This is a genomic window from Paracoccus sp. (in: a-proteobacteria) (assembly GCF_030538655.1).
Taxonomy (GTDB): Bacteria; Pseudomonadota; Alphaproteobacteria; order Rhodobacterales; family Rhodobacteraceae; genus Paracoccus.
Window position 1 is genome coordinate 25,005 of the sequence record NZ_JAUNTO010000011.1, and the last position, 25,315, is coordinate 50,319.

Annotated in this window: 19 protein-coding genes; 8 read left to right on the forward strand and 11 right to left on the reverse strand. The window is 64.5% G+C overall.

Annotation, left to right across the window (positions count from 1 at the left end; genetic code table 11):
* Window positions 1-52 precede the first annotated feature (52 nt).
* A complete protein-coding gene (locus tag Q4G22_RS09000; RefSeq protein WP_303385572.1) occupies window positions 53-712 on the reverse strand; it encodes a class I SAM-dependent methyltransferase in 660 nt (219 codons plus the stop codon).
* A gap of 83 nt (window positions 713-795) precedes the next feature.
* Between Q4G22_RS09000 and Q4G22_RS09005 the strand changes: the two genes are divergently transcribed.
* Window positions 796-1,686, forward strand: a complete 891-nt coding sequence (locus Q4G22_RS09005; RefSeq protein WP_303385573.1) for a LysR family transcriptional regulator — start codon at window positions 796-798, stop codon at window positions 1,684-1,686.
* Window positions 1,687-1,707: 21 nt separating this feature from the next.
* Here Q4G22_RS09005 and Q4G22_RS09010 read toward each other — a convergent pair whose 3' ends face one another.
* Window positions 1,708-3,252 carry a trimethylamine methyltransferase family protein gene (locus Q4G22_RS09010; RefSeq protein ID WP_303385574.1) on the reverse strand — a complete coding sequence of 515 codons (1,545 nt, stop codon included), beginning with the start codon at window positions 3,250-3,252 and terminating at the stop codon, window positions 1,708-1,710.
* Between the two features lie 156 nt (window positions 3,253-3,408).
* On the opposite strand from Q4G22_RS09010, the gene Q4G22_RS09015 reads away from it, so the two are divergent.
* Both Q4G22_RS09015 and Q4G22_RS09020 read left to right on the forward strand, forming a co-directional pair.
* Complete coding sequence (locus Q4G22_RS09015) at window positions 3,409-4,050, forward strand: bifunctional 4-hydroxy-2-oxoglutarate aldolase/2-dehydro-3-deoxy-phosphogluconate aldolase (RefSeq protein WP_303364551.1); 642 nt, start codon at window positions 3,409-3,411, stop codon at window positions 4,048-4,050.
* A 1-nt stretch (window position 4,051) separates the two neighbouring features.
* Complete coding sequence (locus tag Q4G22_RS09020; RefSeq protein WP_303385575.1) at window positions 4,052-5,242, forward strand: MFS transporter; 1,191 nt, start codon at window positions 4,052-4,054, stop codon at window positions 5,240-5,242.
* An 85-nt stretch (window positions 5,243-5,327) separates the two neighbouring features.
* On the opposite strand, the gene Q4G22_RS09025 is transcribed toward Q4G22_RS09020, so the two are convergent.
* Complete coding sequence (locus Q4G22_RS09025) at window positions 5,328-8,429, reverse strand: efflux RND transporter permease subunit (RefSeq protein ID WP_303385576.1); 3,102 nt, start codon at window positions 8,427-8,429, stop codon at window positions 5,328-5,330.
* On the reverse strand, window positions 8,426-9,631 hold the full coding sequence (locus Q4G22_RS09030; protein WP_303385577.1) for an efflux RND transporter periplasmic adaptor subunit: 1,206 nt from the start codon (window positions 9,629-9,631) through the stop codon (window positions 8,426-8,428). The genes Q4G22_RS09025 and Q4G22_RS09030 overlap by 4 nt, the downstream gene beginning before the upstream one ends.
* Window positions 9,632-9,742: 111 nt before the next feature.
* Between Q4G22_RS09030 and Q4G22_RS09035 the strand changes: the two genes are divergently transcribed.
* Entirely contained in the window at window positions 9,743-10,270 is a 528-nt protein-coding gene (locus tag Q4G22_RS09035) for a TetR/AcrR family transcriptional regulator (protein ID WP_303385578.1), read from the forward strand.
* A 105-nt stretch (window positions 10,271-10,375) separates the two neighbouring features.
* Here the strand turns inward: Q4G22_RS09035 and pcaF are convergent, their stop codons facing one another.
* From pcaF to Q4G22_RS09065, 6 genes are read right to left on the reverse strand one after another with little or no spacing between them, the layout of a single operon-like run.
* The gene (gene pcaF / locus Q4G22_RS09040) at window positions 10,376-11,578 is read right to left on the reverse strand and encodes a 3-oxoadipyl-CoA thiolase (RefSeq protein ID WP_303385579.1); all 1,203 of its coding nucleotides are present in this window, start codon (window positions 11,576-11,578) and stop codon (window positions 10,376-10,378) included.
* Window positions 11,575-13,638, reverse strand: a complete 2,064-nt coding sequence (locus tag Q4G22_RS09045) for a 3-hydroxyacyl-CoA dehydrogenase NAD-binding domain-containing protein (RefSeq protein ID WP_303385580.1) — start codon at window positions 13,636-13,638, stop codon at window positions 11,575-11,577. The genes pcaF and Q4G22_RS09045 overlap by 4 nt, the downstream gene beginning before the upstream one ends.
* Window positions 13,635-15,284, reverse strand: a complete 1,650-nt coding sequence (gene aliA / locus Q4G22_RS09050) for a cyclohexanecarboxylate-CoA ligase (protein WP_303385581.1) — start codon at window positions 15,282-15,284, stop codon at window positions 13,635-13,637. The genes Q4G22_RS09045 and aliA overlap by 4 nt, the downstream gene beginning before the upstream one ends.
* 29 nt (window positions 15,285-15,313) lie before the next feature.
* Window positions 15,314-16,471 (reverse strand): acyl-CoA dehydrogenase family protein, encoded by a 1,158-nt coding sequence (locus Q4G22_RS09055; RefSeq protein ID WP_303385582.1) that lies wholly within the window; start codon window positions 16,469-16,471, stop codon window positions 15,314-15,316.
* Between the two features lie 31 nt (window positions 16,472-16,502).
* Window positions 16,503-17,285: a 2-ketocyclohexanecarboxyl-CoA hydrolase gene (gene badI, locus Q4G22_RS09060; RefSeq protein ID WP_303385583.1), complete on the reverse strand. Its 783-nt coding sequence runs from the start codon at window positions 17,283-17,285 to the stop codon at window positions 16,503-16,505.
* A 9-nt stretch (window positions 17,286-17,294) separates the two neighbouring features.
* Window positions 17,295-18,065, reverse strand: coding sequence for an SDR family NAD(P)-dependent oxidoreductase (locus Q4G22_RS09065; RefSeq protein ID WP_303385584.1), 771 nt, complete (start codon window positions 18,063-18,065; stop codon window positions 17,295-17,297).
* A 173-nt stretch (window positions 18,066-18,238) separates the two neighbouring features.
* On the opposite strand from Q4G22_RS09065, the gene Q4G22_RS09070 reads away from it, so the two are divergent.
* Window positions 18,239-18,733, forward strand: a complete 495-nt coding sequence (locus tag Q4G22_RS09070; RefSeq protein ID WP_303385585.1) for a MarR family winged helix-turn-helix transcriptional regulator — start codon at window positions 18,239-18,241, stop codon at window positions 18,731-18,733.
* A gap of 19 nt (window positions 18,734-18,752) precedes the next feature.
* On the opposite strand, the gene Q4G22_RS09075 is transcribed toward Q4G22_RS09070, so the two are convergent.
* Window positions 18,753-19,913 carry an acyl-CoA dehydrogenase family protein gene (locus Q4G22_RS09075; RefSeq protein WP_303385586.1) on the reverse strand — a complete coding sequence of 387 codons (1,161 nt, stop codon included), beginning with the start codon at window positions 19,911-19,913 and terminating at the stop codon, window positions 18,753-18,755.
* 424 nt (window positions 19,914-20,337) lie between these two features.
* Between Q4G22_RS09075 and Q4G22_RS09080 the strand changes: the two genes are divergently transcribed.
* The 3 genes from Q4G22_RS09080 to Q4G22_RS09090 are packed head-to-tail and all read left to right on the forward strand — an operon-like array spanning window position 20,338 to window position 25,301.
* A complete protein-coding gene (locus Q4G22_RS09080; RefSeq protein ID WP_303385587.1) occupies window positions 20,338-21,483 on the forward strand; it encodes a DUF563 domain-containing protein in 1,146 nt (381 codons plus the stop codon).
* A gap of 42 nt (window positions 21,484-21,525) precedes the next feature.
* Window positions 21,526-23,496 (forward strand): glycosyltransferase family 2 protein, encoded by a 1,971-nt coding sequence (locus Q4G22_RS09085; protein ID WP_303385588.1) that lies wholly within the window; start codon window positions 21,526-21,528, stop codon window positions 23,494-23,496.
* Window positions 23,493-25,301, forward strand: coding sequence for a glycosyltransferase family 32 protein (locus Q4G22_RS09090; protein ID WP_303385589.1), 1,809 nt, complete (start codon window positions 23,493-23,495; stop codon window positions 25,299-25,301). Before Q4G22_RS09085 ends, Q4G22_RS09090 begins: the two co-directional genes overlap by 4 nt.
* Window positions 25,302-25,315: the final 14 nt, after the last annotated feature.

Below are 25,315 nucleotides of genomic sequence, written 5' to 3' on the forward strand. Positions count from 1 at the left end.
TGAAGTGACCGCGCCTTACACCGCCCTCGCCGCCGTGGCAAGCGAAAAACCACTAGCGCCGTCGGGCCAGAATAAAGGGGCGTATGTCACGCCCGCGAGTGCCATGCCGGGCCATCTCGATCACGTCGAATCCGGCGGCGGTGATGTCGGATCGCAAGGTATCGGCCGAAAAGAAGGTCACATGCGGCGCCTTGCCGATAGCCCGCATCAGCGGCACAGCCAGCCGGATCAGCGGGGTCATCTCGGTCAGGCACGGGGTCTTGGACATGAACAGCCCGCCCGGACGCAGCGCCCGGCGCACCGCCGCCAGAACCGCCCCCCTGTCCCGGACCAGATGCAGCACATTCATGCCATAGGCGACGTCGAACGCGCCCTCGGGCCAGCCTGCCGTCTCGGGGGCGGCCACCGCAAAAGAGACATTGCGGCAGCCTTGCATCGCGGCCTTTTCAACCGCGATGGCGATCATCTCGGCCGAGATGTCGCTGGCCTCGATCCGCCTGGCCGCATCCGCCAGCGCCAGCGCGGTGCTGCCGGTGCCACAGCCGAATTCCAGCACCCGGCCTGCGCCTGCGCCCTGCACCAGCAATTCCCGCATCCGGTCCAGCGTGCGTTCATAGCCAGCCAGATCGGCAATCGGATCGGTGGCATATTTCCGTGCCGTGCGGTCCCAAAAGCGGGTGTCGGCGCTCGTCGGGGCAAGGGAATGGGTCATCGCGGTCTCCTGTCCCGCCACAGCTAGCATATGCTGAAGAACGAGGAATTGCCGCAAATTGCAGATTTGATATTCATATACGCATGAAGAACCTGGACTGGAATCATGCCCGCGCCCTGCTGGCCACGACCGAGACCGGCTCGCTGTCAGCGGCGGCGCGAAAATTGGGGCTAAGCCAGCCCACGCTGTCGCGCCAGATCGCGGCGCTTGAGACCGATCTTGACACAACGCTTTTTGAACGGCTGGGCAAGCGGCTGGTGCTGACCGACGCCGGGACCAGCCTGTTGCCGCATCTGCATGCCATGGGCGCGGCGGCCGAGACGCTGGCGCTGGCGGCCTCCGGCCGGTCCGAGGATGTGGCGGGCCGCGTCACCATCTCGGCATCCGATGGCTATGCCGCCCATGTCCTGCCCGGCATTCTCGCCCGCATCCGGGCCGAGGCCCCGCAGATCACCATCAGCATCATTTCCAGCGACGGTCTTAGCGATCTGCGTCGGCGCGAGGCCGACATCGCCATCCGCCACCTGCGGCCACAGGGCGACGGGCTGATCGCGCGCCTGGTGCGCGACAGCACGGCGCGCTTTTATGCAGCGTCGGACTGGCTGGCGCGGCATCCGTATGTCCGCAGCCTGTCAGATCTGCGCCCCGATCATCTGGTCGGCTTCGAGGATGTCGCCGAATTCACCACCTATCTGCGCGATCTTGGCGTGGTGGCCGATGCCGCCGATCTGCGGCTGGTCTCGAAAAGCTCGGTCGTGGTCTGGGAAATGGTGCGGCGCGGGCTGGGCGTGTCGCTGATGATGGACGAAATCGCCCGCACCAGCCCCGGCATGGTGGCGATCTTTCCCGATTTCGCGCCGATCCCGGTCCCGGTCTGGCTGGTGACGCATCGCGAATTGCGCACCAGCCGCCGGATCCGTCTGGTCTTTGACATTCTGGCCGAGGAACTGCCACGCGCCGGACGCGGGACTTGACCCGACCGGATCGCCGCAACCTCACATGAACGCGTCCGGCTCTGCCGCCTTCTTGCGCGCCACGTAATCCGCCAGCGATTCCGCGACAGCCGCATCCAGATCGGGGGCCTGATATTCGCCCAGCATCCGCTGCACCTTGGTGGCGGCCAGCGTTGCGGTGTCGCGCGCGCCCTCTTCCTCCCAGGTCTCGAACGGCTTGTAATCCAGAACCCCGGTGCGCCAGAAGGCATCCTTGTAATTGGCCTGCGTATGGGCGCAGCCAAGATAATGCCCGCCCGGCCCAACCTCGCGGATGGCGTCCATTGCCAGACCGTTCTCTGATATGTCCACACCCAAAGCCAGTTTGTGCAGCGCGCCAAGCTGGTCGGCGTCCATGACATATTTCTCATAAGACGAAACCAACCCGCCCTCCAGCCAGCCGCAGGCGTGCAGCATAAAGTTCACCCCCGCCAGCAGACCGATGTTCAGCGTATTCGCCGTCTCATAGGCGGCCTGCGCATCCGGCAGCTTGGACCCGCAGAACGAGCCTGCCGACCGATACGGCAGCCCCAGCCGCCGCGCCAATTGCCCCGCGCCAAGGGTGATCTGCGCCGCTTCGGGCGTGCCAAAGGTCGGCGCGCCAGAGTTCATGTCGATGCTGGTCACAAACGCGCCAAAGATCACCGGCGCGCCGGGGCGGATCAGCTGGCTATAGGCGACGCCTGCCAGAACCTCGGCCAGAACTTGCGTCAGCGTGCCGGCCACCGTAACCGGGGCCATCGCGCCGCCGACGATAAACGGGCTGATGATCGCCGCCTGATTGGCCTTGGCATAAACCTCCAGCGCGCCCATCATCACCGCGTCAAAGGTCAACGGGCTGTTGATGTTGATCAGGCTGGTCATCACTGTGTTCTGATCGACGAAATCTGCCCCGAACAGCAGCTTGGACATCTCGACCGAATCCGCCGCCCGTTCCGGCAGCGTGACCGACCCCATATAGGGCTTGTCCGAAAGGGTCATATGAGCGTGCAGCATATCCAGATGCCGCTTGTTCACGGCCACATCGGTCGGCTCGCACACCGTGCCGCCGGAATGGTGAACCCATTTCGACATCTGCCCCAGCTTCACGAAATTGCGGAAATCGGCGATGGTGGCGTAACGCCGCCCGCCCGCCTGATCGCGCACGAAGGGCGGGCCATAGACCGGGGCCAGCACCAGATTGCGGCCGCCGATCTCGACATTCCGTTCGGGGTTGCGGGCGTGCTGGGTAAAGCTGCGCGGCGCGGTGCCGCACAGCTGACGCGCCAGCCCGCGCGGAATACGAACACGGTCGCCCTGCACATCGGCCCCAGCCTCGCGCCAGCGTTCCAGCGCCTCGGGCTGTTCGGGGAAATTCACGCCGATTTCCTGCAAGACGGTATCGGCATTCGCCTCGATAATCTCGATCGCCTCGGCGTTCAGGATGTCAAGGTTGGGGATATTGCGGCTGATAAAGCGCGCGAATTCCTGCCGCGTCGCGGTGCGTTCTGCCCGCCGTGCCGCGCCGCCGCCACCGCGCCGTGACCGGCGTTCACCCTCATCGCTCATCTGCGGTCTCCCTGTCTGCTGCCTGATCCATAGGCCGCGCGCCCTGCCCCAACCCGCGCGTTTGCGTCAAAACACCGCCACAAAACGACATCGCGCACCCTTGCACCTTTCGCCGCCTGCGTTACCCTGCCCGCGACGCAAGGAAAAGGTGGCATCATGACCCCACAAGAACAGTCGCGGAAATCCCGCGCCCTGTGCCAGATCGCGCCGGTGATCCCGGTGATCGTCATCCGCGACGCCGCCCGCGCCGAAGGTCTGGCCCGTGCGCTGGTCGCAGGCGGCACCCCCGTGCTCGAAGTGACGCTGAGATCTGATGCCGCGCTGGATGCGATCCGCGCCATGGCGGCGGTTCAGGGCGGCTATGTCGGCGCGGGCACCGTGCTGACGCCCGATGATGCAAAACGGGCGAAAGACGCAGGGGCCAGCTTTGCCGTATCGCCCGGCCTGACCGACCGGCTGATCGACGCCTGCACCGACATCGGCCTGCCGCTGCTGCCCGGCACCGCCACCGCGTCCGAGGTGATGCGCGCGATGGAGGCCGGTTACGACATGCTGAAATTCTTTCCCGCCGAAGCCATCGGCGGCGCGCCGGCGCTGAAATCCCTGGGCGGGCCGCTGCCACAGGTCAGCTTTTGCCCGACGGGCGGTATCTCGCCCAAAAATGCGGGCGATTATCTGGCGCTGCCCAATGTCATCTGCTGCGGCGGAAGCTGGCTGGCAAGCGATGCCGACATCGGCGCCGGGAACTGGGACCAGATCGAACAACGCGCCCGCGACGCCGCCGCGCTGAGAGGCTAAGATGGATCGCGCCCGCCGGAATGTCGCGGTGCTGGTCGCCGCGCAGGCGATCCTTGGCGCGCAGATGTCGATGATCTTTATCGTCGGCGGGCTGGCGGGGCAGATGCTGACGCCGAACCCCTGCATTTCCACCCTGCCGCTGTCGATGATTATTCTGGGGTCGGCCCTATCGGCGCGGCCCTTGGCGGGGTTCATGCAGCGATACGGGCGGCGCGCGGGATTCAGCCTTGCGGTTCTGGCCGGAGCCATCGGCGCGGGCATATCCGCCGCCGGGCTGTGGCTGGGATCGTTCTGGCTGTTCATGGCCGGATCGCTGTTTACCGGCATCTATATGGCGGCGCAGGGGTTTTACCGCTTTGCCGCGACCGATACCGCCTCGCCCGAATTCGCGCCCAAGGCGATTTCATGGGTGATGGCGGGCGGTCTGGCCGCCGCGATCACCGGCCCGGCGCTGGTGCGGATGACCAATGACATCACCGCCGTGCCGTTTCTGGCCACCTATGGCGCGATTATCGTGCTGAACCTGCTTGGCCCGCTGCTGTTTTCCTTTCTCGACATTCCACGCCCGCCAGCCCGAACCGCAGCCACCCCGTCGGGCCGCCCGCTGCGCGACATCCTGCGCGACCCCACCATTATCGTCGCCATGATCTGTGGCATGGTCGCCTATGCGCTGATGAATCTGGTGATGACCTCGGCCCCGCTGGCCGTCGTTGGCTGCGGCTTTGCGCCCAATGATGCCGCCAGCATCGTCAGCGTGCATGTGCTGGCGATGTTCGCGCCCAGCTTTTTCACCGGGCACCTGATCGCCCGCTTTGGCGCGCCGATGATCGTCGGGGCCGGGCTGGTGATTCTGGCCGGATCGGGCGCGGTGGCGCTGTCGGGGGTCGAGCTGTCGCATTTCTACGGATCGCTGCTGCTGCTGGGGTTGGGCTGGAACTTTGGCTATATCGGGGCCACCGCCATGCTGACCGCCGCCCACAAGCCCGAAGAACGGGCGCGAGTGCAGGGCATCAACGACTTCTTTGTCTTTGGCGGGGTGTTTCTGGCCTCGCTGTCCTCGGGTGGGCTGATGAACTGCCTTGGCGGCGATGCCCAGACGGGGTGGAGCGCGGTGAACATGGCCATGCTGCCGTTTCTGATCCTTGCCGGCGGGGCGCTGATCTGGCTGGCGCTGCGCCCGAAAGACATCTGAGCATCCCACCGCGGGCCGACCGGATATGACACCGCCGGGGCAACTGATCGCGCCCCGGCGTTGTTGCTGTTGGCGATGGCACGGGTTACTGCGCCGGGTGTTCTGCCGCCGCCTGCACCCGCTTGTGCACCTGTTCGTCGGGTTCCTCGGGCGCGGGCTTGGTGTCTTTGGGGGCGATCAGCGTGTAAACGGTCGGCACCACGAACAGCGTGAACAGCGTCCCCACGGAAATTCCGGCAAAGATCACCAGCCCCATGGCAAAGCGCGCCGCCGCACCTGCGCCATCGGCGGTCATCAACGGCACCACCCCCACCGCCGTGGCGATGGTGGTCATCAGGATCGGGCGCAGACGCAGGCGGGCCGCCTCGATCATGCCTTCCTCGCGCGACAGGCCACGTGTTTCCCGCTGCTGATTGGCGAATTCCACCAACAGGATACCATGTTTCGAGATGATGCCGATCAGCGCCAGCATGGCGATCTGGGTATAGATGTTCAGCGTTCCCAGCCCCAGATTCAGCGGCACGATCACGCCAAAGATCGCCAGCGGCACCGAGGTCAGGATGATGAACGGATCGCGCCAGCTTTCGAACTGCGCTGCCAGCACCAGATAGATCACCACCAGCGCCAGCCCAAAGGCCGCCAGAATGCCGGCACCTTCGGTTTTTTCGGTGCGCGACTGGCCGGAATAGTCGATGAAGAACCCGTCGGGCAGAATTTCAGCGGCGATGGTCTCGATCTCGGCCAGGCCGTCGCCGGTGGTGACGCCGGGCAGCGGCAGCGCCGAAATGGTGGCGGCGTTCAACTGGTTGAACTGTTCGATACTGGCGGGCGCGGCGCGGGTGGTGACCTCGATCACCGCCGACAGCGGCACCATTTCCCCGGTCAGCGACCGTATACGGAATTCGCCCAGCCGTTCAGGATTTTCCCGGTATTCGCGCGGCACCTGCATGATGACGTCATAACTGTTGCTGTCGCGGTCGAACTGGCCGATCGCCCCGCCCCCCACCAACAGCGACAGAGTTGCGCCGATCTGGCTGGCCGGGATATTCAGCGCCGCCGCCCGGTCACGGTCGATGGTGACGACAACCTGCGTGGTGTCAAAGCTCATCGAGTTCTGCACGATGATGAACCGCCCCGACGCCTGCGCGCGATTCTTGATTTCCTCGGCTATTTCATAGACCTGCGCGGCATCCGACGTGGACTGGATCACCATGGTGATCGGCAGCCCGCCCCCCGTGCCCGGCAGCGAGGGCGGGGCAAAGACAAACGCCTGCACCCCGGCCAGCGGCTCGATCCGGGCTTGCAGATCCTGCTGCACCTCGGCCTGACTGCGGTCACGCTCGGCCCAGTCCTTCAGCGCCCACAGGGCAAAGCCCGAATTGGTGCCGCCACCAAAGCCGACCACGGAAAAGCTGGCCTCGACCTCGGGCAAGCCGGTGGTCAGGTCGTTGATCTGATCCATGTAACGCGAGGTATATTCGGTCGTCGCATAAGACGGCCCCGCCACCATCGCCAACAGCGCGCCCGCGTCTTCCTCGGGGGCCAGTTCGGTCGAGGTCTTGGTGAACAGATAAGCGGTCACACCCATCAGCACGACCATAATCATGATCGTCACTGGCCGGTAATCGAACGAGCTTGCCACCCGGCGCGCATACCAGCCCTCGACCTTCAGGAAATTGCGGTCGATCCATTTCTGAAACCGCGAATGCCCGCCCGCCTTCAGGATACGCGCTGACATCATCGGTGAAATAGTCAGCGCGACGACGCTGGACAGGAACACCGCCCCGGCCAGAGCCAGCGCGAATTCCTGAAACAGCGCCCCGGTCAGCCCGCCGGTAAAGAACAGCGGCATGAACACCGCCATCAACGCCAGCGTGGTTGCGACGATGGCGGTGAACAGTTCCTTCATCGACAGAAAGCTGGCCTGCATCGGCGTCATGCCGTCATCAATATGCCGCTGGACGTTTTCCACCACCACGATGGCATCGTCCACCACAATCCCGATGGCCAGCACCAGCGCCAGCAGCGTCAGCAGGTTGATGGAATAGCCCGCCACGAACAGCAAAAACAGCGCCCCCACCAGCGACAGCGGGATGGCGGCCACTGGCATGGCCACCGACCGGATCGACCCCATGAACAGCAAGATCACCACCGAGACGATGGCGGTCGCCTCGGCGATGGTGCGCAGCACCTCGCGGATCGAGGCGGAAATCGCGTCGGTGGCGTCATACATCAGCGTCATCGTCATGCCCTGCGGCAGCGATGCCTGGATCACCGGCAACTGCGCGCGGACATTTGCCGTGGTGTCCAGCGGGTTGGCCCCCGGCGTCGGAAAGATACCGATAAAGGTGCCGGGTTCGCCGTTGAATTCGACCACCGTATCGGTGTCCTTGGCTGCCAGTTCGACGCGGGCCACATCGCGCAGCCGCACCACGCTGTCGCCGCTGCCGGTCAGCGGCATCGCCCCGAACGCATCGGGCGTTTGCAGCGTCGATTCCATGGTGATGGGATAGCTGACCAGCTCACCCTCGGTCTTGCCGGGCGCAGCCAGAAAGTTGGAACTGTTGATCGCCTGCATCACCTCGGCGGCGGTCAGGCCACGGCTGGCCAGCAGCACCGGGTCGATCCAGACCCGCATGGCATAGTTGGCGCCGCCCAGAATTTGCACCTCGGCCACGCCCTCGATGGTGGACATGCGGGGGCGGATCACCCGTTCGATATACTCCGTCAATTGCTCGGGCGTCATATGCGGGTTTTGCAGCGCCAGATACATGGTGGCGAACTGCATGCCCGTGCCCTTGACGATCGAGGGGTCTTCGGCATCCGATGGCAGTTCGCTGCGCACCTCTTGCACCTTGGACATGACCTCGGTCAGCGCCACGTCGGGATCGGCCCCCAGCCGCATGTTCACCGACACCACCGAGGCCGAGGGCCGCGACTGTGTGCTGACGTAATCCACCCCTTCGGCGGTCGAAACCGCCGCCGCGATGGGCGAGGTGACAAAGCCCTGTATCAGATCCGCCGAAGCGCCGGGATAAACCGTGGTGACAGTGACAACGGTTTCGTCCACCTCGGGGTATTCGCGGATTTGCAGGTTCGCCGCACCCATCGCGCCCAAGAGCAGCATGAACAGCGCCACCACGGTCGCCAGAACCGGCCGCTTGATAAAGATGTCGGACATGCTCATGGCGCGTCATCCCCGGCGGGCTGATCCTGCGCCGGTGTCGCGGACGGGGCGGCGGTATCTTCCGCAGAGGGGGCGGCAGGTTGGGGCGGGGTCTGGCCCTGCCCGTCGGGGGTGACAGTGTTGTCCACCCTGACCCCAGCCCCGTTCGACAGCCGGTTCTGGCCCGATGTCACCACCTGCTGCCCCACCGAAACGGCATCGCCCCTGAGCTCGATCATCCCACCCGAGCGGCGCCCCGGCTGCACAAAGATCTGCGCCACCTCTTGCGTGGCGCCACCCTCGGGCGGGTTGTCGCGGTCGCGCAGCACATAAACGTAATCGCCATAAAGGCTGGACATCACCGCCGTCTGCGGCAGCGCGATCACCCCGTCTTCGGAAGGCAGCACCACCGACACGCGCACGAACTGCCCCGGTGTCAGCGCACCATCCGCCCCGTCGATCTGCGCGCGGATCGAGACCATGCGGCTGGCGGAATCAATGCGCGGGTCGATGCCGGTGATTTCCCCGGCCAGGGGCTGCGCGTCTTCGGCGATCCGCGCCTCGATCCGCTGGCCCATGCGCAGATTTGGCAGTTCCTGTTCGGGCAGACTGAAATCGACATGCACATTGTCGATGTCCTGCAAGGTCGCTACCACCGTGCCGGGGCTGATATAGGCCCCCGGATCGACCTGTGGCAGACCGATGATGCCATCAAAGGGCGCGACCAGACGGCGTTGCTGAACCACCGCTTCGGCGCGCGCGACCTGCGCCTCTGCGGCGCGGGCATTCGCCTCGGAGGTTTCCAGGTTCGCATCCGCCGCCACACCGCGCTGCTGCAACTGCCGCGAGCGGCGCAACGTGGTCTGCGCCAGATCCAGCTGGCTGCGGCTGGCGGCCAGATCGGCGGTCTGCATCACGTCATCCAGTTGCAGCAGCAATTGCCCCTGTTCCACCCGGTCATTGGCGGCAAAGGCGACCTGCGTCACGATACCAGCGGTTTCCACTGTCAGATCAATACCTTGCGCCGCCTTGACCGTGCCGGTCGCGTCGATGCCCGGATTCCATGTCACAGGTTCGACGGTGACGGCCGTCACCGGCATCACCTGTTCGGGCAGATTGGCAAAGATATTGGTAATCATCTGATCGCGGAACATGTTGAACCAGATCAGACCACCCCCGACCAAGGCCAGCATGACAGCGGCAATGATGAATCGCAGGATCATCGGATGTCTCTCTCGTTGCGGCGCAGGCTGAAGAGTAGCTGTATCGCGCGGATTGTGCTATCGCCGGAATAACTTTACCGTCCAGACGGTATTGTCAATGCCGAGGACAAGATGGCCCGCGACCCCCGTCAGACCCGCCTGCGTATCCTGATTGCGGCCGAGGACTTGACCGGGGCGCAGGGGCCAAAGGCGGTTTCGCTGGATGCGGTGGCCGAACGCGCAGGGGTGTCCAAGGGCGGGCTGCTGTATCATTTTCCGACCAAGGCGGCGCTGATGCAGGGTCTGGTGCAGCATTATCTGGATCAGGCCGAAGCGCGGTTGGAAACCTGCACATCAGACCAACCTAATGCCATACTAGTGCAATATCTCGATAATTTCGAACAGGACTGGCAAGAGGCGCCATCAGCCAGCGGCCTGCTGGCGGCGGTGACGGAACATCCCGGCATTCTGGCCCCCGTGGCCGAATTCAACGACCGCACACTGATCCGACTGCGCGCCGGGGCCACCGATCCGCTGCTGGCGGAACTGGTCTTTCACAGCCTGAACGGGCTGTGGTCGGCGCGAATGCTGGGAATCCATTCCCCCGATGACAACCACGTGATGGCGCTGATCGCCGCGCTGCGTCAAAGGCTGATCTAGGGCCCGGCGGTCGTCTTTCGATCCCATTCATTGTGCGGCCGCAGCGGGGTCTTATGGACGATCCCCCCAGACTCCGCTGCGACGGGGAATGAACGGGTTCATAACCTACGCGCGCTCGATCAGCAGCGCCGCCCCCTGCCCCACGCCAATGCACATGGTCGCCAGCGCATATCGTCCGCCGGTTCGCACCAGTTCCAGCGCCGCGGTGCCCGCGATGCGCGCGCCCGACATGCCCAGCGGATGCCCCAGCGCAATGGCCCCGCCATTGGGGTTCACGCGCGGATCATCATCGGCCAGCCCCAACCCCCGCATCACGGCAAGGGCCTGCGCGGCGAAAGCCTCGTTCAGTTCGATCACCGACAGATCGTCCAGCGTGATCCCGGTCAGCGTCAGCAGCTTGCGCACAGCGGGCACCGGACCATAGCCCATCACGCGCGGTGCCACCCCGGCACTGGCCGCCGCCACGATGCGGGCCAAGGGGCGCAGACCATGGCGCTGCGCCGCCGCCGCGCTGGCAATCACCAGCGCCGCCGCGCCGTCATTGACCCCCGAGGCGTTGCCCGCCGTAACCGACCCGTCAGGCCGGGCAATCGGGCGCAACCCCGCCAGTTGTTCCAGCGTGGTTTCGCGCGGATGTTCGTCTTGAGTAACGATAACGGTCTGGCCCCGCCCCTGCGGGACGCGCACCTGTGTCATCTCGGCCGTCAACCGCCCGCTGACCTGCGCCGCCGCCGCCCGCAACTGCGAGCGCAGGGCGAAAGCATCCTGATCTGCCCGGCTGATCCCCAGATCATCGGCCAGATTTTGCGCCGTCTCCGGCATGGAATCGGTGCCATAGGCGGCCTGCATCCGGGGATTGACGAAACGCCAGCCGATGGTGGTGTCATAAATCTCGCTGCTCCGCGACCATGCCGCCCCGGCCTTGGGCATGACAAAGGGCGCGCGAGTCATGCTTTCGACGCCACCCGCCATGGCCAGTTCCAGATCGCCCGCCCGGATCGCGCGGGCCGCCGCCGCCACGGCCTCCAGCCCGGAACCGCACAGCCGGTTCACCGTCACCCCCGGCACGCTGTCGGGCAACCCGGCCAACAGCGCGGCCATGCGGGCGACGTTGCGGTTATCCTCGCCCGCCTGATTGGCGCAGCCCAGCCAGACCTCCTCGACCGCCGCCGGGTCCAGCGCCGGGTTACGCCGCAGCAGTTCGGCCAGCGGCAGAGCGGCCAGATCATCGGTCCGCACCTGCGCCAATGCGCCGCCATAGCGCCCGATGGGCGTGCGGATGTAATCGCAGATGAAGGCGTCGCTCATCCCGGTGCCCCCGTCAGTTCGTCCAGCCCGACACCCGTTTCCACCGCGCGGCGCAGGATTGCGGGCACCTGCCATGACAGCGGGTCCGCCGCCGCATACCCCTCGATCCGGGCCAGCACCCCGGTCAACCCGGCCCGCCCGGCATAATGCAACGGCCCGCCGCGCCAGCGCGGAAAGCCATAGCCATGCACCAGCACCAGATCGACATCGGACGGTGCGGTGGCAATGCCCTCATCCAGAATTTGCAAGCCTTCCGCGATCATGGCGGTGGTGGCGCGGGCCACGATTTCCTCATCAGAAAAGGCGCGGCGGGTGATGCCCGCCTCGGCGCTGGCCTGCGTCACAATCGCGTCGATCATGGCCGAGGGCGTCGCCGTGCCACCGTCGTAATCATACCAGCCCGCCCCGGTCTTGCGCCCCAGCCGCCCCGTTTCCACGATCCGGTCGGCAATCGGCACATAACGCACACCGGGCTGACTGGCCCAGTTCAGCCGTTTGCGGTTGGCATAGGCAATGTCCAGCCCCGACAGGTCTTGCACCTCATACGGACCCATCGCCATGCCCCAGCCGCGCATCGCCGCGTCCACCTGGGCAGGCAACGCGCCCTGGATCAGCATCACATCGCAGATCTGCCGGTATCGAGTCAGAATCCGGTTGCCGATAAATCCGTCGCAGACCCCCGCCAGCACCGGGATTTTTCCCAGCCGCGCGGTCAGACGCAGGGCGGTGGTCAAAGCCTTGGGCGCGGTGGCGCGGGCGCGGATCACCTCGACCAGCTTCATCACATGCGCGGGGCTGAAGAAATGCAGCCCCAGAAAACGCGATGGGTCACGCAGCGGCTGCGCGATGGCGTCGGGGTTCAGATAGGATGTGTTGGTGGCCAGAATTGCATCGGCAGGCAGGGCCGCATCCAGCGCGGCAAAGACCTGCTGCTTGGCGGCCAGATCCTCAGGCACGGCCTCGATGGCGATCTGCGCCGGGGGCAGGTCGCCATAACCGCTGTGAAAGCTGTGCCGCGCGGCCTGATCGGCGGCCGCCTGCTGCGCCGTCGCCTTGCCGCGTGTCACCGCATCGGCGTAAAGCCGGGCCAGATTGCCGCGCGCCCGCTCCACCGCAGCCGCATCGGCTTCGACAGTCGCCACCTGAATGCCCGCCTGCGCCAAGACATAGGCGATCCCCGCGCCCATGGTGCCGCCGCCGACCACAACGGCGCGTTCAATCGGATCACCGCCCTTGCGGCCCAGACCCATGGCGGCGCGTTCGGCGAAAAAGACGTGCCGCAGCGCCGCCGCCTGATCGCCGGTTTTCAGATCCAGAAATGCCGCGCGTTCCAGCGCCAGCCCCTGATCCAGCGGCAGCCGGGCCGAGGCCGCGACCAGATCAATCGCCCGCTGCGGCGCGATCTGCCGGGGACTGCGTTTCGCCGCCCGCGCCCGCGCCGCATTCAGCGCCGCATCATCCGTCGCCGGGTTGGGCCGTGCGCCGGTGGCAGGCCGGTCGGGCAACACCATCTGCGCCGCATGGGTCAACGGATCATCATCAAGCGCATCGACCAGACCGATGGCCTGCGCCGCATCGGCCTTGATAACCCGGCCTTCGGACAGCATTGCCACCGCCTGCGCCAGCCCGATCAGACGCGGCAGGCGCTGCGTGCCGCCCGCACCGGGCACGACACCCAGCGTGACTTCGGACAGGCCCAGCATCGCACCGGGCGCGGCCACCCGCGCGACACAGGCCAGCGCCAGTTCCAGCCCGCCACCCAGCGCCGCGCCATTGATCGCCACCACCACCGGCACCGGGCTGGCTTCGATCCGCGCCACCACATCGGGCAAAGCGGGCGGCTGCGGTGGGGCGTCGAATTCACGCACATCGGCACCCGCGACAAAAGCCCGCCCCGCGCCGGTCAGCACGATCCGCGCCGCACCTGACTGCGCGGCGGCATCCAGCGCCGCCATCAGACCGGCCCGCACCGGCTGTGAGGTGACATTCACCGGCGGGTTGTCGATGGTGATAACCACAACATCGCCGTCATGGTGCAGCCGCACCGGATCAGCCGTCATCCCCACCCATCCTGATTTTCCGTGCGCAAACGGTTGCGCAGCACGAATTTTTGCACCTTGCCCGAGGCGGTGGCCGGCAGGGCATCGACGATTTCCAGCCGCTCGGGCCAGTATTGCGTGGCGAAATGGCAGGACCGAAGATGCGCTGTCATCTGTTCCAAGCTGATTGTCTGGCCCGGCTTGGGCACGATAAAGGCACAGGCCCGTTCACCCAGACGTTCGTCGGGATAGCCGACCACGGCGACAGATTGCACAGCGGGGTGGCGAAACAGCGCCGCCTCGACCTCGACCACGGGGATATTTTCGGCGCCGCGGATGATGATGTCCTTGGACCGGCCGCAGATGCGGATATAGCCGTCGGCATCCATCCGGGCGATGTCGCCGGTGTCGAACCAGCCCTCGGCATCGGTGCTGTTCCACTGCGGACGTTTCAGATAACCGCCAAAGTTGGAACAACCGCGCACATACAATTCGCCCTCATGCCCCGGCGGGACGGGCTGGCCGTCCGCGCCGCGAACGCACAGCTCCATCCCCGGCAGAGGCACACCGTCGGAACTGGCTGATTTATCCGCCGCGTCATCAAGGCGCACCGTGGTCACGGCCCCGTTTTCCGTCATCCCCCAGGCCGAAACCACCCGCGCGCCCATCACCTGCTGTGCCCGTTCGACCACCGGACCGGGGATCGCCGTGCCCGCGCATAAAAAGATGCGCAGCGCGCTGGTGTCGATGGCGTCTTGTTCGACAGCCGTGGTCAGGTCGATCAGAAACGGCGTTGACGCCATGGTCCATGTCACCCGTTCATCCCTAAGGATCTGAGCGGCACGCGTCTTGTCCCATGTGTTCAGCAGCACGGACCGCGCGCCCAGCATCAAGGGCAGCAGCAGACCATACATGAACCCGGTCTGATGGGCCATCGGCGAAAACATCATGATGACATCATCGCCCCCCATCCCCAGCCGTTCGGCAAAGGGGGAAAGGTTGGCAAACATGGTGTTGGCCGTGTGCATCACCCCCTTGGGTTCGCCGGTGGTGCCGGATGTATAGATCAACTGACACACCTCGTTCGGGCCAAGCCGGTCGGCAGGGTCCAGCCCGGCGGCACTGGCATCAAAGGCCGGATCGCTCAGCACGGTATCAAAGCTGCCGGGACCATCACCGCCCAGCACGATGATATGGCGCAGGTCGGGCAGATCGGGACGCATCCGTTCCGCCATGGCCTGATGGTCAAAGCCGCGAAACACCTGTGGCACGATAAACACCTTGGCCTGACCATGGGCCAGCATAAAGGCCAGTTCGTGTTCGCGGAAAATCGGCATCACCGGGTTGAACACCGCGCCGATCCGCGAACAGCCCAGATAGGTGACGGCGAACTGCCAGCCATTGGGCAACTGACAGGTCACAACATCGCCGCGCCCGACCCCCAGACGCCGCAGCCCCACCGCCACACGGCTGGCCAGACGGTCAAGTTCGGCCCATGTCAGATCGCGGCGCGTATCCGCCACCAGATCGAAGGCCGACAGCGCCAGCCCGTCCGCATCAGTGACAAGACGGGCAGCAAGGTAATCATCCGCAGTGCGGTCGTGCCACAGCCCTGCCTGCGTCATCGCCTGACGGCGCGGCTCGATCAGAACGGCGTCAAATTCCATGCTGTCCTCCCTTTGGTCAAGGCCGCGGCTCAGGCGGTTGTGGCATCCCGCCCGGCGCGTTCACGGGCGATGATGTTTTTCATGATATGCGCTGTTCCGTCGCCGATTTGCAGCCCCAGCACATCGCGCAGCCGCTGCTGAAACGGCAGCGTGTCGGAATAGCCGGCATGGCCGTGGATCAGCAGACAGGCATGGATCGTCTCATAGGCCAGCAGCGGCGGCCACCATTTGGTCATCGCCGCCTCGACTGTGTGCGGCAGGCCCTGATCCTTGAGCCACAGCGCGTTCAGCGACATCAGCCGCGCCGCCTCTACCCTGGTGTCGAAATCGGCCAACTGGTGGGTAATGCCCTGAAACGCGCCCAGCGGTTTTCCAAAAGCCCGCCGTTCACCGATATAGGCCCATGTCTCGTCCAGACTGGCGCGGGCCGCACCCAGACATTGCAGCCCGATCAGGCTGCGGGAAAAGTCGAACCCCTGCATCACCTGCCCAAAGCCGCGCCCTTCGTCGCCCAGCAGATAGTCGGCAGGCACCCGGACATTATCGAACCAGATCGAGCCATGCCCGACAGAGTTTTGCCCCATGTTGGAAAACTTTGACGTGGTGATGCCGGGCAGATCCAGCGGGATCAGAATGGCCGATACGCCACGCGCGCGGTCCTTGGGCTGGCCGGTGCGGGCAAATGTCACCACGCCACGCGCGATCTGGTTGGCGGAAATCGAGGTTTTCTCGCCGTTGATGATATAGTCGGCCCCGTCGCGTTCCATCCGCAAACCCAGATTGGCGGCATCCGAGCCGCCCCTGGGTTCGGTCAGCGCAATGGCCAGCATGATCTGCCCGGCGGTCAGTTGCGGCAGCCATTCGGCGGCGATGTGCGGTTTCGCGAATGTCGCAAGGATATGCCCGTTCAGCGAAGCCAGCAGCGGCGCATAGCCAAAGGTAAAATCCGCCTTGCCAATTTCCTCGATAATGACGCCGGAATACAGGTAATCGGCCCCCATCCCGCCAAATTCCGGCGGCAGCTCCGGGGCGATCAGGCCCAGTTCACCCATATCGCGCAACAGCGACATGTCGAATGTGCCCGCCTTTTCCCGCGCCAGATAGCCGGGGGCGACGCGCTCTTGCGCGAATTTGCGCGCCAGGTCGCGAATCTGATCCAGTTCCGGGCTGTCGAAAACGGTTTTCATGCGGTTTCACCTGCTGCGGATGGGCGGGGCCTTATTTGCCGAACTTGCGGAAATCTGGCTTGCGCTTTTCGCGGAACGCGATGCCGCCCTCTTTGCTTTCGTCGGTATCATAATACAGTGACAGCGCCCGCATCCCCATGGCGGAAATGCCCCGGATGTTTTCGCTGTCGGCGTTGAACGACAGCTTGGCCAGCGCCAGCGCGGTGGGCGACCGCTCCATCAGTTCGGCGGTCCAGCGGCCCACCTCGGCATCCAGCTCGGCGGCGGGCACGACGGCGTTCACCAGCCCCATGGCCAGCGCCTCGGCGGCGGTATAGCGCTTGTTCAGATACCAGATTTCGCGGGCGCGTTTCTCGCCCACGACGCGGGCCAGATAGGCGGTGCCAAAGCCCGGATCGACCGAGCCGACCTTTGGGCCGACCTGCCCGAACTGCGCGGTGTCTGACGCGATGGTCAGATCGCAGATCGTCGCCAGCACATTGCCGCCGCCGATGGCAAAGCCGTTGACACGGGCGATGACGGGTTTGGGCACGTCGCGGATCAGCGATTGCAATTCGTCAATAGGCAAGCCGATGACGCCGCGCCCATCATACTGACCATCATGCGCCGACTGATCGCCGCCGGTGCAGAACGCCTTGTCGCCCGCGCCGGTCAAAACGATCACGCCGATGTCGCGATCCCAACCCGCCTTTTGAAAGGCGTGGATCAGCTCGTCCACGGTCTGCCCGCGAAAGGCGTTGTATTTCTCGGGGCGATTGATGGTGATCCAGGCCGCGCCGCCGCGTGTGTCATAGGTAATATCGGTATAATCCATGATGCCCCCTCAGCCGTGCATGGTCAGGCCGCCCGATACGGAAATCACCTGCCCGGTGATGAACGCCGCATCATCGCTGGCCAGAAACAGAATCGCGCCCGGCAGATCGTCGGGGCGACCAAGGCGGCCCATCGGAACGGCCTTGGCAAAGGCGCCGCGCAGCTTGTCCTTGTCGCCCGCGGTTTCCAGAAAGGAATCCAGCATCGCCGTTTCGGTCACACCGGGGCAGACAGTGTTGAAGGTGATCTGATGGCGCGCATGTTCGCGGGCCAGTGTCTTCATAAAGGCGATGATCCCCGCCTTGCACGCCGCATAGACGGATTCGCCCGACGACCCCACCCGGCCCGCATCAGACCCGATGGAGACGATCCGCCCCCCCTGACCGCGCGCCACCATCGAGGCCAGCACCGGCTGAGTGATATTCAGCACCGAGCGCAGGTTGATGTCGATGATTTTGGTCCAGAAGGTGGGGTCTTGTTTCAGGAACGGCACGAACAGATCCCAGCCCGCGTTGTTCACCAGCACGTCGATCGGGCCAAGTTCCGCCTGAATCCGCTCCACTGCGGCGCTGGTCGCGGTATGATCGGTCAAATCGACGATCATCGCCGCCGCCGCGCCGCCCGATGCGGTGATCTGGTCCACCACCGCCTGCGCCGCATCGGCGCTGATGTCGGCGACCACCACCCGCGCACCTTCCTGCGCAAAACGCAGGCAGGTGGCCGAGCCGATCCCACCACCGCCGCCCGTTACGACAACCAGTTTATCCTTCAGACCTCTCAAGGCATCCTCCTGCCGATAATCGCGCCCGTTCGGATCGGGACCGGCATCCGGTCATGCAGATCGCGCGCCTTGCCGGGCAGTCTGCGGCGGGGGTGGCATTATGTCAACTAGTTTACGTAAAAATTCCCTCGCCCCATCTTGCACCGCATCCGGTTTCGCGTAACCCTGCGGGGATGAGCGACACGACCCGGCACACCGATACCTTTGGCGCGGACCTGTCTAACAGGCTGGCCTTCCGGCTGTATCAATGCGCCAATCAGTTGAACAAGACCGGCACCAAATGGATGGAGCGGCACGAGGTGACGACCCAGCAATGGGCCATCATCGGCGCACTGGTCAACCCACGCTGGCGCGACGGCATTGCGGTGCGCCATCTGGCCGGGGTGCTGATGGTCAGCCGCCAGAACCTGACCGGCGTGCTGTCGCGGCTGGAATCGCGCGGCTGGGTCGAACGCACCATGGACGAACAGGACAACCGCTCGCGCCTGATCCGCCTGACACCCGAAGGCTGGCAGCGGTGGGCCGATATGCAGGCCGACATCCTGTCCTTTTACGACGCCGCGATGAAGGGCATGTCCAACAGCGACAAGATCCACCTGCTGCACCATCTGGACACCTTACGCCATAATTTCCGCGACATAGATCAGGCGCAGGGCGGCGAGGGCTGACGCTCGGCGGCTGCCCCGCCTAGATCGCCGCACGGGCCTGTTCGGCCATGGCGCGGGCGATGATGCCCTGCTGAATCTGTGTCGTGCCTTCGTAAATGCGGAACAGGCGGGCGTCGCGGAACAACTGTTCGGCCCGGTATTCGCGGATATAGCCGTTGCCGCCATGCACCTGCACATTGCGGTCGGCAACCCGGCCGACCATTTCGGATGCGAACATCTTGGCGCAGGACGCCTCGACCGCGACATCCTGCCCGGCATCGCGGCGGCGGGCAGCGTCCAGCACCATGCAACGCGCGGCATAGGCCTCGGCCCGGCTGTCAGCAAACATCGCCTGCAACAGCTGAAATTCCGCGATGGGCCTGCCAAACTGCCAGCGCGTCACGGCATAGGCCATCATGTCGTCGATGATCCGTTCGGCCAGCCCGGTGCAGGCGGCGGCGATATGCAGGCGCCCCTTGTCCAGCACTTTCATCGCGGTCTTGAAACCCCGCCCCTCGACCCCGCCGATCAGCGCATCTGCCGCGACACGGCAATCCTCAAAGATCACGTCACAGACATGCGCGCCCTGCTGGCCCATCTTATGTTCCGGCTTGCCGGTGGACAGGCCCGGTGTGCCCGCCTCGACCGCAAAGGCCGACACACCGCGCGGGCCGGGCTGGGCCGGATCGGTGCGCGCCATCACCGTGAACAGGCCGGCATGGGGCGCGTTGGTGATAAAGCGTTTGGTGCCGTTCAGAACGTAATGATCGCCGTCACGCCGCGCCGTTGTGCGCACCGAACCGGCATCCGACCCCACATCCGGTTCGGTCAGCGCAAACGCCCCGATGATCTGCCCCGAGGCCAGCCCCGGCAGGTATCTGGCCTTTTGTTCCGGCGTGCCGTCAATCGCGATCCCCTGCGACCCGATGCCGACATTGGTGCCAAACATCGACCGAAAGGCGGGCGCCGCGCGACCCAGTTCCAGGGTCAGCAGCACTTCTTCCTCCATGTTCAGGCCAAGACCGCCGTAATCGGGGTTGATCGACAGGCCAAACAGGCCCAGATCGCGCATCGCGTCCAGCAGATCGTCGGGAATGGCATCGGTTTGCGCGACGACGGCCTCGGCGGGAATCAGACGCTCATCCACAAAGCGGCGGATCGTTGAAATCAGATGGTCGCGGGTGTCAGGGTCCAGTGCCATATCGCCCTCAATCGGAATATATGGAAATATATTGTCATGATTTGCCCTGAGCGCAAGGCCCTCACGCGATGCGCTCCCTACCTTGGATGACCCGACACGGGGCGCTGCCGCCGCCACAGGTTCACGGAAATACATTTACTTTAATGACGCCACCATGCGCCGCATCCTCCGGCCCGATCACCTTATCGCGCCCAGCGACCCGCCCACAGAGATCACAGTATGGAACCACCATGCGCCGACACAGCCACGGCACACGCCGGATGCAAAGATTATCCTCTGCGCAGAATGGTATAACCGCCCCTGGCCGGACCCGGCGGGCCGGGCGAATACCTTGTGATGCGGGCATTTTTGTGCAATGCCTGCACCCTGAATTTCTCTGCCCGTGTCCCCGGTCGATACGGCAGTCAGCCAGGGTGAACGCGGCATGTTCGTAGACGAATCCTTTGAACCAAGCCCCGATCATGGCTGGTCGCGCGAGGTCAGGCCCGTTGACGGTGCCACAATCATTCCGCCCACCAACATGCTGGCCTTTCCGACCTGCGGCGTTCTGGACAGCACCGGCACCGATCTGCCCGAAGCCGCGATCTATCGCACCTCCGACGTCGGGCGTCTGCGCCGCATGATGTTGCCGCCCAAGCCCGCCGAGGGACCTGTGGCGCATCTGCCCGGCACCCATCTGTGGGGCGGGCAGATCTTTAACCACTTTGGCCATTTCCTGACCGAATCCATCTCGCGGCTGTGGGCGGCTGCCGATCATCCGGCCGACAGCCTTGTCTTTGTCGGCCGTCACAAAGAAATGGCCGATCTTCAGCAATGGCACCGCAATTTCCTGACCATGGCGGGGATCGACCTGCCGGTGCAGCTGATAACCGAACCGACGCAGGTCGAACGCCTGCTGGTGCCGGGGCAAGGCTTTGGCCTTGGTCCCATTGCGCGCGGCACGCCAGAATTCCGTGCCTTTGGCCACCGTCTTGCCGAACAGATCGAACCCAAGGGTCACGACAGGATCTATATCTCGCGCACCCGGCAGGGCAAAAAGGGTCGCGCCCTGAACGAGGTTCAGATCGAAGACAATATGCACCGCAACGGTTATGGTATCTATTACCCCGAACGGCATTCGCTGACCGAACAACTGGCGCAATACCGCAAGGCCAGTCATATCGTCGGGCTGGACAGTTCAGCCTTTCATCTGGCCGGTCTGATCGCCCGCCCCGGCCAAAAAATCGCCATCATCCTGCGCCGCAACATGTCGGCCTATTACAACATTCAGCGCCAGTTCGAGGGGATGACCGGCACCAGCCCCGACATTCTGAACGTGCTGGAAGGCGACTGGATGCCCGAAAAGCACAAGGGCGCATCGCGGTTAAGCTGGGGGCAACTGGATCACGCGGCACTGGCGCGGGCACTGGCCGAACGCGGCTATATCGACAGCGCCGGCGATTGGCGGTTACCGACCGAAACCCAGAAAGAGGGCGCAATGCAGGGGCTGGCCAAGCATATGGGCAACGCGCCGCTGAAATTCGTGCCCGCCGACAAGCCGATAGATCAACAGATGGCCGGCAGGCACTGACAGGCCCGCCGTGACCCCAGACGCAGCGCAGGGCCGAACCCGATGACCTCGATACCGACTGACACGACCAAAGCCGGGCTGGCCCCTATCGGTTCGCTGTGGATCGACGGGCCGCTGTCCTGGCTGGAAATCGCCTCGGTCCGCAGCTTTGTCGAACTGGGTCATGATTATGTGCTGTATAGCTATGGCACGGTGCCCAACCTGCCCCAAGGCGCGCAACTGCGCGACGCGCGCGAGGTCTGGGCCAATGACGACATCATCACCCATGCCAAGGCGGGCAGCCCGGCCATCCATGCCGATGTCTTCCGCGCCATCATGGTGCGCGATACCGGCCGGGTCTGGGTCGATACAGACATCATCGCGCTGAAGCCCTTTCCTGCGGCGATGGAATGGTTCATCGGCCATGAACGCGATGACAAGCTGTTGCTGGGCAATGCTGTCATGGGCGCGCCGCGCGGGTCGGAAACCATCCGGCTGCTGGCCGATTTCCTGACGACCCCCAACGCAATCCCGCCGTGGCTGTCACAAGGTCAGCGCAAGCGGATGCAAACGGCACTGGACACGGGCGAAACGTTGAATCTGGGCGATCTGCCCTGGGGGGCCACCGGGCCGGTCGCGCTGACCCATTTCGCCAAGGAAACCGGCGAGCTGGCCCATGCACAACCAACCCATGTGTTTTTCCCGATCAGCTTTCAGCAACGCAAATTGCTGACCGAAAATGCCAGTCTCGACCGGGCCACTCAACTGATCGGGCAGGATAAGGTGCTGGCCGTGCATCTTTATTCCCGCTGGATGCGGAAATACACCAAGGGGATGCGTGGCGGCGTGCCCGCGCGGCGGTCGTGGATCGGCGCATGGCTGGATCAGCGCCAGCAGGTCGATTACGACGCCTTGGAACAAAAAACGCAGGTCAAGGCAGCCCAGCAGGAACGCAGCAAGGACAAGCTGGACCGCATTGATCCGGTGGCCTTTCTGACCGATCTGGATGAACGCAAGGCGCACATTCCCGGCGGGGCCAATATCTCGCCGCATGGGCATGTGATGCTGACCACCATGGCCAAGGACGAAGGGCCATATATTCTGGAATGGGTGGCCTATCACCACCTGTTGGGTTTTACCGATATTCTGGTGCTGACGAACGATTGCACAGATGGCACCGACGAAATGCTGGCTGCTCTGGCCGCGCTTGGGCTGGTATCGCGGCTGGATAACGGCCCGTGGCGCGACAAGCCGCCACAATCGCGCGGCATCGCCCGCGTGGGCGGCCATCCGCTGTTTACCCGTGCAGATTGGCATATGCTGATCGACCTTGACGAATTCTTGCAGATCAAGGCCGGTGATGGGTCCGTCAATGCGCTGATCGACGAAATCGTGGCGAACAAGGCCACAGCCATGCCGGTGGCGTGGCGCTTTTTCGGGTCGGGCGGCAACCGGCTGTATCGCGATGAACCTGTGGTGTCGCGCTTTATCTCGGCGGCGGCGGATCAGTTTGTCAAAGGCCATGGCGTCAAGACGATCTATCGGCCCGAACCGTTCATGAAACTGGCCATCCATCGTCCGCATCTGAAACCCAAATTTCTGCGCACCGATGAAAAGCAACTGCGCTGGATCAACGGATCAGGTCAGGTGCTGGATGGCCGCAAGGTCGCGTGGAAATACAAACTGGGCGAAGCGGGCTATGATCTGGCGCAGGTCAACCATTACGGCGTGAAATCGGGCGAAGAATATCTGATGCGCCGTCTGCGCGGCGATGTTCTGAACAATCACAGCAAATATGACGCCAAGTATTTCCGCACCTTCGACCGGAACGACATTCTGGATACCGGCGCTGCGGCGCTGACCGATAAGGTGACGAAACTCTGCACCCGCCTGCTGCGCGACAAGGGTGTGAAACAGGCGCAGGCGCTGATCCGCGAACGATATGCCGCCAAGCTGGCGCGGCTGCGCGCGTCAGACGGCTATGACGAACAACTGGCGGAACTGGGCTTTGCCGAACCGGGCACCGAACGATGAGGGTTGTCGTCCATCCGGGCCTGCACCAATGCGGCACGGCATTTCTGCACGAAACACTGCGCACCATCCCCGAACCTTTGCCGAAAGGCTGGATCAACGCGCGCCATGACGCCCGGCTGCGCCCGGTCTTTCGCAGGCTGGCCGACGATCTGGCGAATTTTGCCACGACCGGCAGGCCCCGCAAACGCGCCGGGGCGCAGGCGGCGCTGCGCGATTTGCTGCAACAGGCGGGTGATCTGGGCGCGCAGGTGCTGTTTCTGTCGGATGACGGCTTTCTGGGCTGTCCGCCCGCCGCATATATCGCCACAGGTCAACCGCCGCGGTTCTATCCCCGCGCGGCCGAGGTAGCCGAAATCTTTGACGCCGCGCTGTCCGGGCATGAAAGGTGCTATCTGTTTACTCTGCGGTCGCATCAGGACGTATTGCGCCGCCAGTATCTGGATGCCATCGGGCAGATCCGCTTTGACATGTCGCTGCCGGATTATATCGACCGGCTGGCCGGACAGGGGCTGGCGGAATACCGCTTTGACCGGGTGATCGCCGATTGGGCGCGCTACAGCGGCACCGGGCGCATCGCCCTGCTGCATCACGACCTGCTGGACAGGAACCCCGACGCCTATCTGCGCACACTGGAACGGTTTCTGACCCTGCCCGCGCGACTGTTGCGGGTGCCGGATGGCTGGGCCGAAGCCAGGCTGACGCCGGGTCAGATCGCCCTGGCCCGGTCGCTGTTCGAACCGGGCCAAAGCAATCAGGACATTCGCCGCAAGCGTGAACAGGTCGCCGCCTGCCCGACCGGCCCGACCGCTCCGCCACAGGAAAAGCCGACCGCCGCGCAGATGCGGCAGATGCGCGACAGCTTTGCCGGTGATCTGGGCAATGGCGCGGGGCCTTACCGGCACCTGACCCCGCCAGGCGACATTCCACCCGACCTGCGCGAGTTGAACGCCCATTTCCGCATCGGCGGGCTGGCGGATGCACGGGCCGACGGGCGCAATATCGTCTATTTCTGGGACGCCGCGCTGAAAATGCCGCGCGCGTTTTACAATAACGTCGCCCATTGCGCCGCGCAACAACCCGACTGGCAGGTGATGCTGTTGCATGATGCCGACGCCCCGGCGCTGCTGGATGGGCTGGACCCGGTGCTGGCGCAGACCTATCCGCAGATCCGCCCGCCTGCCGCCCGCAGCGACATTCTGCGGCTGGCGTTTCTGTTCAAACACGGCGGCTGGTATATCGACGCCGATTCATCGCCGGTGATACCGCTGGATGATTTCAACCTGTCCGGTCCGGTGATGTTTCACCGCGATGACATGTCACGCGGCCCGCGATTTTGCGCCAATCATTGTCTGTATTTCGATGCTGGACACCAGATCCCCGGCCTGTGCCTGCAACGGATTGCCGAAAACATTGCCTGCAAAACCCATCTTTACGATGTCGAGGCTTTTTCCGGCCCGGCGCTGCTGACGCAGGTTCTGACCGAGCTGGATTATCCGGCGGACGCGCTTTACCCTTATTCGCGCTATTTCGTGCAGAAAGAGCCACTGTATTTCCGTTCGCTGCGCCTGCCCGGTTCCACATCCTGGTCGATGGAGCAGTTCTTTGGCGTGCTGGATGACCTGCCCCCCGATTTCGGCGGCTTGCCGCTGCGGCTGTCGCCGCGCACCTCGGCTCAGTTGATGGTCATGCTGGACCGCCATCCCGACCCCGGCATTCTGGCCGAAATCGCCCGGATCAGGCCACGTTTCCTGAAAGACGGGCCGTTCCGGCAGCGTTACGAAACCGTGTTCGGCCCGATCGGGTAATCAGCGCGAGACCG

Bases quoted from the DNA above. Each gene is read 5' to 3' on its own strand.
- Q4G22_RS09000 (WP_303385572.1), bottom strand. From the start codon at position 712: ATGACCCATTCCCTTGCCCCGACGAGCGCCGACACCCGCTTTTGGGAC.
- Q4G22_RS09005 (WP_303385573.1), top strand. From the start codon at position 796: ATGAAGAACCTGGACTGGAATCATGCCCGCGCCCTGCTGGCCACGACC.
- Q4G22_RS09010 (WP_303385574.1), bottom strand. From the start codon at position 3,252: ATGAGCGATGAGGGTGAACGCCGGTCACGGCGCGGTGGCGGCGGCGCG.
- Q4G22_RS09015 (WP_303364551.1), top strand. From the start codon at position 3,409: ATGACCCCACAAGAACAGTCGCGGAAATCCCGCGCCCTGTGCCAGATC.
- Q4G22_RS09020 (WP_303385575.1), top strand. From the start codon at position 4,052: ATGGATCGCGCCCGCCGGAATGTCGCGGTGCTGGTCGCCGCGCAGGCG.
- Q4G22_RS09025 (WP_303385576.1), bottom strand. From the start codon at position 8,429: ATGAGCATGTCCGACATCTTTATCAAGCGGCCGGTTCTGGCGACCGTG.
- Q4G22_RS09030 (WP_303385577.1), bottom strand. From the start codon at position 9,631: ATGATCCTGCGATTCATCATTGCCGCTGTCATGCTGGCCTTGGTCGGG.
- Q4G22_RS09035 (WP_303385578.1), top strand. From the start codon at position 9,743: ATGGCCCGCGACCCCCGTCAGACCCGCCTGCGTATCCTGATTGCGGCC.
- pcaF (WP_303385579.1), bottom strand. From the start codon at position 11,578: ATGAGCGACGCCTTCATCTGCGATTACATCCGCACGCCCATCGGGCGC.
- Q4G22_RS09045 (WP_303385580.1), bottom strand. From the start codon at position 13,638: ATGACGGCTGATCCGGTGCGGCTGCACCATGACGGCGATGTTGTGGTT.
- aliA (WP_303385581.1), bottom strand. From the start codon at position 15,284: ATGGAATTTGACGCCGTTCTGATCGAGCCGCGCCGTCAGGCGATGACG.
- Q4G22_RS09055 (WP_303385582.1), bottom strand. From the start codon at position 16,471: ATGAAAACCGTTTTCGACAGCCCGGAACTGGATCAGATTCGCGACCTG.
- badI (WP_303385583.1), bottom strand. From the start codon at position 17,285: ATGGATTATACCGATATTACCTATGACACACGCGGCGGCGCGGCCTGG.
- Q4G22_RS09070 (WP_303385585.1), top strand. From the start codon at position 18,239: ATGAGCGACACGACCCGGCACACCGATACCTTTGGCGCGGACCTGTCT.
- Q4G22_RS09075 (WP_303385586.1), bottom strand. From the start codon at position 19,913: ATGGCACTGGACCCTGACACCCGCGACCATCTGATTTCAACGATCCGC.
- Q4G22_RS09080 (WP_303385587.1), top strand. From the start codon at position 20,338: ATGTTCGTAGACGAATCCTTTGAACCAAGCCCCGATCATGGCTGGTCG.
- Q4G22_RS09085 (WP_303385588.1), top strand. From the start codon at position 21,526: ATGACCTCGATACCGACTGACACGACCAAAGCCGGGCTGGCCCCTATC.
- Q4G22_RS09090 (WP_303385589.1), top strand. From the start codon at position 23,493: ATGAGGGTTGTCGTCCATCCGGGCCTGCACCAATGCGGCACGGCATTT.